This window comes from Rhodopirellula sp. UBA1907, from assembly GCF_002337565.1.
Classification (GTDB): domain Bacteria; phylum Planctomycetota; class Planctomycetia; order Pirellulales; family Pirellulaceae; genus Rhodopirellula; species Rhodopirellula europaea.
The window spans coordinates 217,883-229,261 of the sequence record NZ_DDGH01000089.1 but is presented as its reverse complement, the minus strand read 5'-3'; the positions used below and the strand labels follow the sequence as shown (position 1 = coordinate 229,261).

General features: G+C 54.8%; 10 protein-coding genes. 5 read left to right on the top strand and 5 right to left on the bottom strand.

Annotation, left to right across the window (positions count from 1 at the left end; all coding sequences use genetic code 11):
- Nucleotides 1-256 precede the first annotated feature (256 nt).
- The gene (locus tag B2R17_RS20210; RefSeq protein WP_286765389.1) at nt 257-1,732 is read left to right on the top strand and encodes an arylsulfatase; all 1,476 of its coding nucleotides are present in this window, start codon (nt 257-259) and stop codon (nt 1,730-1,732) included.
- 161 nt (nt 1,733-1,893) lie between these two features.
- Here B2R17_RS20210 and B2R17_RS20205 read toward each other — a convergent pair whose 3' ends face one another.
- Nucleotides 1,894-2,355: a DUF1569 domain-containing protein gene (locus B2R17_RS20205; RefSeq protein WP_286765388.1), complete on the bottom strand. Its 462-nt coding sequence runs from the start codon at nt 2,353-2,355 to the stop codon at nt 1,894-1,896.
- A 295-nt stretch (nt 2,356-2,650) separates the two neighbouring features.
- Here B2R17_RS20205 and B2R17_RS20200 point away from each other — a divergent pair, with 295 nt between their 5' ends.
- Complete coding sequence (locus B2R17_RS20200) at nt 2,651-3,841, top strand: C40 family peptidase (protein ID WP_286765387.1); 1,191 nt, start codon at nt 2,651-2,653, stop codon at nt 3,839-3,841.
- Nucleotides 3,838-4,995 (top strand): dipeptide epimerase, encoded by a 1,158-nt coding sequence (locus B2R17_RS20195; RefSeq protein ID WP_286765386.1) that lies wholly within the window; start codon nt 3,838-3,840, stop codon nt 4,993-4,995. Before B2R17_RS20200 ends, B2R17_RS20195 begins: the two co-directional genes overlap by 4 nt.
- Nucleotides 4,996-5,092: 97 nt before the next feature.
- Here the strand turns inward: B2R17_RS20195 and B2R17_RS20190 are convergent, their stop codons facing one another.
- Nucleotides 5,093-6,667 (bottom strand): arylsulfatase, encoded by a 1,575-nt coding sequence (locus B2R17_RS20190; protein ID WP_286765385.1) that lies wholly within the window; start codon nt 6,665-6,667, stop codon nt 5,093-5,095.
- A gap of 598 nt (nt 6,668-7,265) precedes the next feature.
- Here B2R17_RS20190 and B2R17_RS20185 point away from each other — a divergent pair.
- Nucleotides 7,266-7,604: a tRNA-binding protein gene (locus tag B2R17_RS20185; protein ID WP_286765384.1), complete on the top strand. Its 339-nt coding sequence runs from the start codon at nt 7,266-7,268 to the stop codon at nt 7,602-7,604.
- A 119-nt stretch (nt 7,605-7,723) separates the two neighbouring features.
- Here the strand turns inward: B2R17_RS20185 and B2R17_RS20180 are convergent, their stop codons facing one another.
- Entirely contained in the window at nt 7,724-8,401 is a 678-nt protein-coding gene (locus B2R17_RS20180; protein ID WP_286765383.1) for a DUF4142 domain-containing protein, read from the bottom strand.
- Nucleotides 8,402-8,783: 382 nt separating this feature from the next.
- On the opposite strand from B2R17_RS20180, the gene B2R17_RS20175 reads away from it, so the two are divergent.
- Nucleotides 8,784-9,644 carry an endonuclease/exonuclease/phosphatase family protein gene (locus B2R17_RS20175; RefSeq protein WP_339886596.1) on the top strand — a complete coding sequence of 287 codons (861 nt, stop codon included), beginning with the start codon at nt 8,784-8,786 and terminating at the stop codon, nt 9,642-9,644.
- Nucleotides 9,645-9,670: 26 nt separating this feature from the next.
- On the opposite strand, the gene B2R17_RS20170 is transcribed toward B2R17_RS20175, so the two are convergent.
- Together B2R17_RS20170 and B2R17_RS20165 are read right to left on the bottom strand one after the other, a co-directional pair.
- Nucleotides 9,671-10,021 carry a hypothetical protein gene (locus tag B2R17_RS20170; RefSeq protein ID WP_286765381.1) on the bottom strand — a complete coding sequence of 117 codons (351 nt, stop codon included), beginning with the start codon at nt 10,019-10,021 and terminating at the stop codon, nt 9,671-9,673.
- Nucleotides 10,021-11,163 (bottom strand): DUF1559 domain-containing protein, encoded by a 1,143-nt coding sequence (locus B2R17_RS20165; RefSeq protein WP_286765380.1) that lies wholly within the window; start codon nt 11,161-11,163, stop codon nt 10,021-10,023. Before B2R17_RS20165 ends, B2R17_RS20170 begins: the two co-directional genes overlap by 1 nt.
- Nucleotides 11,164-11,379 lie beyond the last annotated feature (216 nt).

The window sequence follows — 11,379 nt, the reverse complement described above, 5'->3', positions numbered from 1 at the left end:
AGGTCGAGCGACGCCGTTCAGGCGTAGGTGAGGGAGGGGGCCGAGCATGGGAAGCGGCGCGGATTGCTCTCCCCGGAAATCTTACTGAACGCTCGCTTTCCGACCCCTCCCGCTGCTCGGGCGGGGTTCTCAAGGCGTTACTTGAAAAGCACTAAAAAACTGCACGACCTCCGAGGTTGGCCGGGCGATTAAAATGCCGCCGGCCGATCTTCATGATCGCCGCTCCCACCATCCCCACCTCTCCCGAGAAACCTTCATGCGATTGGCTTCTGTCTTCCCATCTTGCTTCGCACTCCTGACGTCACTCTTCCTGATTGGATTCGCAACATCACCATCCAGTTCTGCAGCGGATGCTAAACGACCCAACATCGTGTTCATTCTGGCCGATGACCTCGGCTACGGTGACCTGGGTTGCTATGGACAAGAACTGATTCAAACGCCTCGCCTGGATCAGATGGCAGCCGAGGGCATGCGGTTCACGGACTTCTATGCCGGCAACACCGTGTGTGCTCCATCACGTAGCGTGCTGATGACCGGAATGCACATGGGACACACCCACGTTCGCGGCAACGCGGGCGGACCGGACATGTCCAAGCAATCGCTCCGCGACGAAGACGTGACCGTGGCCGAGGTGCTGCAGTCCGCAGGATACGCGACCGCTCTGTGTGGTAAGTGGGGACTGGGCGACGACGCGATGGGAGGACGGGAAGGCCTTCCCCGCAAACAAGGTTTCGATCACTTCTACGGCTACCTCAACCAGGTCCACGCACACAACTACTACCCCGAATTTCTATGGCGAAACGAAACCAAGGTCGCTTTGCGAAATGAAGTTCAACGTCGCGACAGATCTTACGGTGGATTCACCGGCGGACAGGCCACCAAACGAGTCGACTACTCTCATGATCTAATTGCAAATGAAGCGATGGGTTTCATTCGTGAAAAAGCGGCGGATTCCGAGGCCAAGCCGTTCTTTTTGTATCTCTCGCTGACCATCCCTCATGCGAACAATGAAGGAACCGGCATGTCCGGCAACGGACAAGAAGTGCCCGATCACGGCATCTACGCCGACAAAGACTGGAGCGATCAAGACAAAGGTCAAGCAGCGATGATCACGCGGATGGATTCGGACGTCGGGCGCATTCTCGACTTGCTCAAAGAATTGCAAATCGATGAACAAACCGTCGTGATGTTCTCCAGCGACAACGGCCCACACAACGAAGGCGGCCACAATCCTAAGAAGTTCGATCCAGCCGGACCGCTCCGCGGCATGAAACGAGCCCTGACTGAAGGCGGCATTCGCGTTCCATTGATTGTTCGCTGGCCCGGTACCACTCCGCCCGGAACGGTCTCCGATCATGTCGGCTACTTCGGCGACTTGATGGCAACCACCGCGGAACTCGCCGGGACAGATTTCCCCGAAGACACGGATTCAATCAGCTTCGCACCAACGATCGTTGGCAAACCGGAAGCCCAACAAACGCACGACTACCTGTACTGGGAATTCTACGAACAAGGTGGCCGACAAGCGGTTCGACGTGGCGACTGGAAAGCCATCCGCCAACCTTGGATGACTGGCCCAACTCAGTTGTATGATTTGAAAGCCGACATCGGCGAAACGACCAATTTGGCCAGCGACCATCCCGAGATTGTGAAGGAACTTGAGACGCTGATGGAAAAGGCTCACGTGCCCCATCCCAACTGGCAAGTTCGGGTCCCAGCATCCAAACGCTAAGCCACTTCGCGGAAAAACAAGTGGCATAGGCTTCCAGCCTGTGATTGCGCGGAACTCAGGCTGGAAGCCAATGCCGCATTTTCAATCCGACACTTATTCTTCGCTCGTTGCTCAGCCACATCGCGTGTCTTAGCGAAGTAACTCGAGCGATCCACGCAGGTTCACTTGGGTGCCAAAAACCCAAGGTGATGTGCCGCGTGAATCCACATGAACTGGCGCCACATCTCCGGCGTCATGTCGTCGATGAACGGATAGTCTTTCATGGACCCGTCAAAGGCTTTCGCCCGATGAATAGTCTCGATGCAGTGATCGATGACACCGGGATCGTCGGGTCCATCCGGTGACTTTGGTTTCAATCGATCCAATGTTGGCGCACTCGACATTTTTCGCTGTCGCAACATCCGAGCGATCATCCACTTCATCACCGTCGCGCGAAGAATTCGCGGCAACCGAAACCCAAACCCTTCCATGCCACCGGTCATGATGACATCGAGGTGCTCGCAGATCTGTGTCAGATTCCAATTCTTGTTTTGAACATAGCCTCCCTCCTGCAATCGCTTGATCTCGGCGATGACTTCATCGCCAGAATGAAAATCGAGGGATCGTTTGGAGATCTTGGTCATGGTGTCGCCAGCGAGAGAAAAGAGAAACGGCGAATTGGATTGACTCTCTCCAATCTATCGTTGCGTTCCATCTCGTCCGCGCCGAACCACCACAAAAACCGCTCCACGCGACACTGGGCCGCAACCATACCCTTGAGCCAGGCTGAGCGGATAATCGCGTCCCTTGCTGCCCGTCGGAATCACCACCTTTCGCTTACAATCGGTCGGTCGACCTCTGTCTTGCGAATCCACATGTTGGAATTGCAATCCAATACGACGTGAAGAACAGCGTCACTCAGCTCGCGGAAAAACCTCGATGATCCTGATTCCATCGCTCTTGCTTGCCTTTGCCGTCCTGCAAACGCCCACGCGTTCCGAATTGAATGAGCTCGTGGAATCCCTCCGCGTGACGCATGCACCCGATCAGCGAATTCAGTGGTGGGATGTTCACGTCGAGAAAGGTGAATCCGGCTGGCGTGTTCACGGGAGTCTCTCCAGCGAAGAAACATATGCCGCTGTGAAGCAAGCCTTCGAGCAGCACCCGGAGGTGGACAACCATCTCGTCCTCCTCCCGGAAGACGGAACAGGAACGCTGGTCAATGCGTTGGTCAACAATTCCGTCATCCACCTTCGCAGAGAACCCAGCAGCAAAACCGAACTGGTCACCCAAGCCCTTCTTGGAACTCCAATCCGCGTTCTCAAAACCGAGCGTGGAAAGTGTCTGATCCAAGTTCCTGACGGATACATCGGTTGGGTCAATTCGGCCGAAGTCCATCGTGTCGATCAAGAGCAACTCAAATCTTACCGGAACGCAGAAAAAGTCATCTTCACTGCCCAATCGGGGCTGGCCTACAGTGCTCCAGACGCGACGTCGATGCCGATGTCGGATCTGGTGATCGGGAACATGGTCTGCAAAATCTCCGAACAGTCCGGCTACACTCAGATTCAATGCCCCGATGGACGAATTGGCTGGGTCGATAGCGGCCAACTCTGCCCGGCCGACGCGGTCTTCTTCCAGAAAGCCCTGCAAAACAACCTTGTTGAAACCGCTCGAAAGTTCCACGGCATCCCATACCTGTGGGGAGGTATGTCGTCCAAGAACATCGACTGCAGTGGACTGATTTGCAACGTGTACTTCATGAACGGAATCCAACTGCCCAGAGACTCCAACATGCAGTCCCAAATTGGCCGAGAAGTGACAACGGAGTTTGTTTCCGACGACTTGGAACCGGGCGACCTTCTGTTCTTCGGCAGAAAAGCAACGTCCAACACGAAAGAACATGTCACACATGTCGCGATGTACATCGGGAACGATGAATTCATCCATTCAGCGGGCTACCGAGAACGGGTGAGCATCAACAGCATGGACAGCAGCCAACCCAACTTCATCGACAGCTATCCCACGATCTTCGTCAGAGCGGTCAGAATTATCGGCGAAGATCCCAATGGCTTCCGTCCCATCCCCGAGAACGACTTTTACAACGCAATCATCAGGAGCACGGAATGAATCGAGGAAGAAGAATCCTTCTCCAAGGCTTGGGAGCAGGTGCTTTGGCGACCGTACTACCAACAACCATCGGCACGGCACAAGAAGCCGCCCCGGTCCCCAACTCAACGACCGATCTGATTCGAAACGGGAAAATGAAGCTGAGCTTCCGTCCGTACGAACTGCAACTCAAACACACTTTCACCGTCGCCGGAAACTCACGCGATACCACGCCAGTCGTTTTGACTGAGATTCAGCACGAAGGGCTCACGGGTTACGGAGAAGCCTCCCTGCCGCCTTACTTGGGCGAGTCGCAACAGTCAGTGATGCAGTTTCTAAGCAAGGTCAAACTGGAGCAGTTTGACGATCCGTTTCTGCTCGATGAGATCCTCGCCTACGTCGACTCGATCGAAGAAGGCAACCGTGCTGCCAAAGCCTGCGTCGACATCGCACTGCACGATCTGATGGGGAAACTGGTCGGTCAACCACTTCACCGACTGTGGGGAATCAATCCAGCAAACACGCCAGTCACCTCGTTCACGATTGGCATCGACACACCCGAAGTGGTGAAGATGAAGACCGAGGAGGCGTCTCGCTTCAAAGTCCTAAAAGTCAAACTGGGCGGAGGCAACGATCGCGAAATGATCGAGACCGTTCGGTCGGTGACCGATGTGCCAATCTATGTCGACGTCAATCAAGGCTGGACCGACAAGCACGAGGCGTTGGACGTGACGCACTGGCTGGCCGAACAGCGCGTCGAATTCGTAGAACAACCACTGCCCAAAACAGCGGTCGATGACTTGGCTTGGCTGACCTCCAAAAGCCCGCTTCCGATCATCGCCGACGAAGCGTTTCAACGCCTCGGCGACGTAGCCGACTTTCAAGGCGTGTACTCAGGGATCAACATTAAACTGATGAAGAGCACCGGTTTGCGGGAGGCTCAAAAGATGATCACCGTGGCCCGAGCATTGGGCATGAAGGTGATGATGGGATGCATGACCGAAACCTCTTGCGCCGTCTCCGCCGCCGCCCAGCTATCGCCGCTGGTCGACTGGGCCGATCTCGATGGCAACCTCTTGATCAGCAACGATCTCTACGAAGGAGTCCAAGTCATCGACGGCAAATTGACCCTCAACAACCTCCCCGGAATCGGTATCCGAAAGCGAACGGCATGACCCATCAGACCTTCCGGTCACTAACGAAGACTGCTACCAGAACGTGGTCAACCGTCTGACGCAAGTGGCAACAACATTCGCAGGAGTGCTTGCCTGACTACTTCTTCTTTTTCTTCTTCGTCGGCTTCGGGAGCACTTGGTGACTCTTCGCCCATTGCCGCCATTGCTTTTGCAGGTCAGAAACTTCGTCAGGGTTTGCAGTGGCAAGGTTGGCTTGCTCGGTTCGATCGGCACCTAGATCGAACAACTCCCATTCTCCTCGCGCGCCTTGCCGAACCAACTTGCGGTTGCCGGCTCGGACTGCGGCATTGCCTTCGTGCTCCCAGTACAACGTTCGCTCCGCGAATTCGCCCACGCCAGTCAGCAAAGGCTGAAGACTTTGACCTTCGAGCGGGTGAATTTCGTTTCCATTGAAACGTGTCGGATACTCCGCCTTCGCCAAATCGACACACGTCGCCATCAGATCAATGACATGGGTGGGCGTTTTGATCCAAGTCTTCTGGTCAGTTGCAGGCTGAATTTTGGCTGGCCAATGCGCAATCAACGGCGTCGCGATACCACCTTCGTGGTTGTAGTGCTTGTACTTTCGAAAAGGCGTGTTGTTCAAATGAGCCCAGCACCGTCCGATGAAGACATTTGAATGCGGGTCTCCTGGTGAGTCGCCTTCGTACCGGCCGCTGACGCCACCCTCCGCGTTGCCGCCATTGTCCGACAAAAACAAAATCAACGTGTTGTCCAATTTTCCGCGACTGTCCAAAGCAGCCACCAGCTTCCCAATGTTCTTGTCGATCTCTTCGATCATCGCTGCATAGATCGCCATCATGTCGTCGTAGCGTTCTTTCTCTTCTTGCGATAACGAATCCCACGCGGGAATTTGTTCCGGCCGAGGTTCCAAGCTCCAGCTCTCGTCAACCAACCCGGATTCAATCTGACGAGCGTATCGTTCCTCTCGCAATTTATCCCAACCATGCATGTACTTGCCGCGATACTTCGCGATCGTTGCTTCCGGTGCCATGCAAGGGAAATGGGTAGCGACATGGGCGAGGTACCAGAAAAACGGTTTGTCTTCCGCGATCGCTTCGTCAATGAACTCGATTCCTTGTTCTGTCCACAGGTCGGATCCGTACCACGGTGGATCGAATTGCGGATCATCCTTGGCAACCTCTTGCCCATTGAGAAAGAGCTTGGTTCCTCCCTTGGATCCGGTTTGATTGGAAAAGTGCAATCCACCGGCAGGCAAGTTCAAACTCCGATCAAAGCCTCTCCCCCAAGGAGTCACACCCTGCTTGAAACCAACATGCCACTTTCCCGTCATCGCGGTGAAGTAGCCGGATTGTCCAAGAACTTCGCCAATCGTGACGCATTGATCATTGAGCCGACCTCGATAGCCCTCGAGCTTTTGGTCCGTTGTCATCCAACCAATTCCGGTTTGGTGAGAGTACAGCCCAGTGAGCAAAGCGGCTCGCGTCGGACAACAACGCCCGGTGTTGTAGAACTGAGAGAACTTGGCACCATTTGCGGCCAATGCATCCAAGTGCGGCGTTGGAATCTCGCTGCCATACGGACCGATGTCCGAAAAGCCCATGTCATCCACCATGATCACCACGATGTTTGGCCGATCGTCCGCAATGGACCATCCAGGCAGCCCCAACGCCACAAGCGCGAAAGCCATCCACGGTGCCGCTCTGAAACGAATTTGGCAGACCGACCGATAGAATGATGTCGAAGCGAAGAGAACGCGATGCATGATTGGCCTGAAAACGTTGCGAAGCTGGACGCGGCGGAATGACAGGCTCGCGATTCAAAGGGAGACTTCCCATCCAACCACCCGCCTCAATGGGCACAATCCTAGCGGGCGGGAGCCAAGGAACCTTGAGATACCACGTCATTCAGATAACTTATTTTGCCAACGCTCAACGATCACCGGTCATAGCACTTTGCCGCTAGGTGGTTCCGTGTCGTCGCGCATGCATCGCTTCTTCCGCTCCAACCAGCCTTCGCCACGCCAGAGCACCGTCCGCCGATGCGCATAAAGGGGACGTGCGCATAAAGGGGACGGGGGTCTTTTAGTGTTCGGCTCGGTGGGGGGACCACCGAGCTACAGGTTGGGATCGTCGGATGGTGACGGTCACTGATGGCGTTGTCGTCGAGCATTGACGTGGCTTTCTCGACTCCAGTGCACCTTGCTACAACAGAGCACTACAACAGGACCTCTCACGCGGGCATGTCAAAATCGCGTCTTCAAATATTCCCACTCAAACGAACACATCATGACGCTCATCACTTGGCAAGAATTCGAAAACGTTGACGTTCGCGTTGGTACGATCACGCTCGTGGAGGATTTTCCAGAAGCCCGCAAGCCCGCGTACAAAATCACAGTCGACTTCGGCGAAGAACTGGGCCTGAAGCGAACCAGTGCGCAGATCACGGTGCACTACACGAAAGAAGAATTGATCGGTCGTCAGATCCTCGGCGTGGTCAATTTCCCGCCCAAGCAGATCGGACCGATCATGTCTGAGTTTCTGCTCACGGGTCTATACCGTGACGATGGATCGGTGATTCTCGCGGTCCCAGACAAAGCGATGCCAAACGGCGCCAAACTCGGCTGAGCGCTCAACCCAGCACGCTCACCGAGTCCTCTGGCAAGACGAACTTCTCACCAACGCCGTGATTTCATTCGGCGTTGATGAGAACGTATCCTCGAAAGACGAGCTTTCCATCAAAACAACTATGACCGATGCTTTTCATCGTCCTCCAGTTTCTTAGCCAGTTGCTTGGCTTTTTCAAGATGCTTTTCGACTTTCGAAATGGCCTCCTGAGCAATCGGCTGCAATTCCTGCGGTCCGGTGCTTTCGATCGCCTTCAGTTCCGCCAACATCATCGTATGAGCCACGCATTGCTGGCCGAGGAAAGCCATCTGAAAGTCCTGACCCTCGTACTTGGTCAGCATGTCCTTGGTCATCTTCATCGCGTTGTCACAGGCTTGGTCCGCGATTTGGCAGAGTTGGGTGGGCACCCGCTGGCCTTGTGAATTCGCTTGATTCTGGTTGCTGAATTGCTGCAGCTTTTGATTCAGTGCTTCGTGATCGCGGACGATCGTTTGAGTCAACTGCTTCAGTTCGCTGTGATCCGTTTTCTGCATCGCCATTTTGGCCAACTCGATCTCATTCTCGTTGGCCTTTTGCAGCTTCTGCACAATCGCTTGCGTGACCGTTGGCTGCTGCTGACGACTGTCGGTGGACGTTCGTCGTGCTTCGTAGCGGCCCGAGTCGGTTTGATCCTGCGAGGTTGGAAGCTGACCATTCAAGATCAAATTGTCATTGGCTCCTTGCTGGGCGGTGGCGACGGGCAGACCAGTCAACACGGTGAGGGCAGCGGCAGCAACAGTGAATCGCAATTTCAACATTTGGATCTCCATGCAAGTTTCGTGGGAATGTCCTGGGCACAAAGGGGGCTCAGGCGATCGAAGATGTCTGCATGTCGTGTTCCAGTTCACGTCGCTGCGTCATTTCTTCTGCTCCATTTCACGTATCGTTCATGGTCAGAAATCTTTTCGTCGTTTATCACGCAGAATGATGCCTCTTTCGACTCTCGCGTCTTGCTCCAAGATCGAGGAGTGCGGTAGGAAATCGGTCAGCTAAGAGTCCATCAAATGGACGCTCAACGACCATCCTTCGTACAAAATCAGATGCCGTGGCAAGCTCGTGCAAGGATCCACCCATCGCTTATGATTGATGTCGTTCCGTCTGCTGTCCCGGACTTCCATTTCACACGACAAGACCCGCACCATGACTTTCCTTCGCCACCGCTTCGCCACATCAAGCTTTGCTTGCAATCGCGTTTCTCTCGCGCAAGCCATTCACATCATGACTTGTTCGCTCATCGCGATATCCATATCGATCGCGATGCCCGGCGAATCATCGGGCGAGGATTCAAACTCGTCGCATCGTGTGCTGTCATACAACATCAAACGTGGCTACGGAAACGACGGAAAAACGGACCTTCCGAGAACCGCGGATGTGATCTCGAAACTCAATCCGGACTTTGTTGGCTTGCAAGAAGTCGATGAACGTTGCAACCGAAGCGGCAATGTCGACCAAGCCCAATGGCTCGGTGAACACCTCGACATGCATGCCGCTTTTGCACCGTTCATGGACTACGACGGAGGCCGATACGGGATGGCCATTCTCTCGCGATACCCGATCGAAAAAACCGAAGCGGTCGAACTGGCCAGCGGTCGTGAACCTCGCGTCGCCTTGGCGGCTCACGTTACTTTGCCCGACGGCAACAAACTGACGCTGGTCAACGTGCACTTCGATTACATCCGCGATGACACGGTCCGATTTGAACAAGCGACCAAGGTTCGCGAGTTCATTCAATCGCTTCCCAATCCCGCGATCTTGCTCGGCGACTTCAACGACACACCCGAATCACGCACGGTCAAACTGTTTCAAGATGGGTTCGTGGAAGCAGACAAACCAGCCGACGATCCATACACCTTTTCCGCTGAAAAGCCGGACCGTGAAATTGACTTTCTATTCGCTTCTCCGGAATCTCAATGGACCGTCAAAACGGTGGACGTGATCGACGAACCATTGGCTTCTGATCACCGGCCTGTGATTGCGGTTCTTCAACTGAAATCGAATTAGGCCAGCATGTGACGCTCAGCGCGCCGTCACCTTTGAACCTGATCCTCCATCATTCGCCGGCATTCGCGTCCTGCTTGAGTCCAATCGCCCGCGTTGGCCAAGTCGACAACTTTTTGGAGCGACTCAGTCGATCGCTCGGAGATCGATCCCTCGCTTTCCCACTGGGCAATTTGTTCGGCAACGTTGCGAAGTGATTCGGTGTCTCTCTGGTTGCAAATCCGATAGAGCGCCACCGAAGCATCGTATCCGTGGTCGTCCAGTTCGACTTTGTCGCGAGGATAAAAGTAGAACAACAATCCGAGCACGACGATCGCCGCCCCACCCAATTTGATCCATGCGGATCGCTTCCCGTCGAGATTCGCTTTGGAATTTGCCATCACAGCTTCTCCCAATCGATCACTTCGCTTTCGTTCATGCTAGACATTTCTGCCCATAGAAACAGATCCACAAAGTCGCTGACAAAGCGAACTGATCCGTCACCAAATGCGACCATGCCTCCGCCCGGATGATCGGACACCATTTGCCCGACGTGGTAAGTCGGGAAGTTCACCGGGTGAATGATGGGAAAACCGGTGATATCCAACTCGCCGCCGGAAGGTCCGGCATGAACCAACGTCAGCGTTGCCGCAGCGTCCGGTCCGTTTTCGGGCGAATCATAGCGAGGATGAGTGAACGCCCCCGGAACGACGCCGACCCACGTTTTGTCACTCAACGAAGATGTGTGTTCGCCAAAGAAGATCGTGTTGCTGGTTCCATCCAACACATCGCGAAAACGAGTCTTTGAATTCCGGAAGAACGGACCATCAGCGACTCGTCCGGCGTCTCCGTCGATCGCAACGATCTTGGTCTCGGACTTGTAGATGTTCGTAAAGACAATCCCTGTTGCCGCGGATCCACACTCACCCCAACAACTCTCTTGCCCGTGACTGGCGACGTAGTGACTGCGCCCCAGGCGGACGCCTCGACCATTGACTTGCAACGCATTGCCCACCTCATCCCTGACATCAAATGCCGCATCTCCACCGACGGCACTTGGGCACAAATACGTCGGCACCCTCGCTGCAATTGCCGTTTCATTGGACATCGCCCAAATCGGCTCTTCCATTCGCAACTGATCATTCAAAGCCGTGGCTTCTAGGAATGGCAGCAATCCCGCTCCCCACCCCCAACCGGGACCCGCATCCCAAGTGACCGGATCCATTGCAACGGATGCGGGAGCAACTCCCGTGCTGGTGGGAAACGACACATAGCCCGCGGGAAATCGATTGTAGGCGGAGTGATAGTTCTGGGCGGCCAAACCAACCTGTCGAAGATTGTTGCTGCATGACATCCTCCGAGCGGCCTCCCGAGCAGCCTGAACCGCGGGCAACAACAGTCCCACCAGAACGCCAATGATGGCGATCACGACCAGCAGCTCCACCAGGGTAAACCCGGCTCCTGTTCGGAATCGTCGATCTTTCCCGCACGCCAAAACTTTACTGCCACCGACCGATGACACCCGCGACACATCCGAACTCATCAGGGTTCTCCAATGAAACAACTTAGCCCGTGCTAAGTTGCGAGACAAAAAAGGCAAGCCGTTTTGAAGCGGCCATCTCGTGACTTCTTCCCAAGAAACGGTGTGTTCCTCGCCCGCCCCTTTGTTAGCTCGTGCTAACTTATTTAGCAGAGACTACGTTTTCCACCACGACAAAGCAAGAGGGTTTCTGCTCGGGATTCCGCTGCTAGAATGTTC